This is a genomic window from Mesorhizobium sp. M00.F.Ca.ET.216.01.1.1 (assembly GCF_004010325.2).
In the GTDB taxonomy this organism is placed as follows: domain Bacteria; phylum Pseudomonadota; class Alphaproteobacteria; order Rhizobiales; family Rhizobiaceae; genus Mesorhizobium.
This window is the reverse complement of the sequence record NZ_SADR02000378.1, coordinates 1-318: the sequence shown is the minus strand read 5'-3', so window position 1 is coordinate 318 and position 318 is coordinate 1. Positions and strand designations below refer to the sequence as shown.

Annotated in this window: 1 pseudogene; it reads right to left on the bottom strand. The window is 68.6% G+C overall.

The features are described 5' to 3' along the window. Nucleotides 1–310: pseudogene (locus EN859_RS36565) on the bottom strand (hypothetical protein); the annotation flags it as partial. Nucleotides 311–318 lie beyond the last annotated feature (8 nt).

Genomic DNA, 318 nt, shown 5'->3' with positions numbered 1-318 from the left:
CCCCGCGCCGCTGAAGCTCCTGGTTCTTGGCTCCAAGATCGGACAGGGCCTGGTCCTTGTCCTTCCTCTCGACTGCAAGCCCTTTCAGGGCCTCCTGGCCGCGGCCGATCTCGACCAGTTGCTCGGCCACCTTCTCCTGCAGGCCCTTGACGGTCATCTCGAGCCTTCGCGTCGTCATTGCGAACTCGGCCCGGACCCGGTCCTTGTCCGCCTGGATCTCGGCAGGCGTCAGCGGCAGCGACGCCTCCAGGCGCCTGCGCGTCAGCACCACGGCCCGCCGCCAGACCGCCGGCGCGATCAGCGACACCAGAAAAGCGG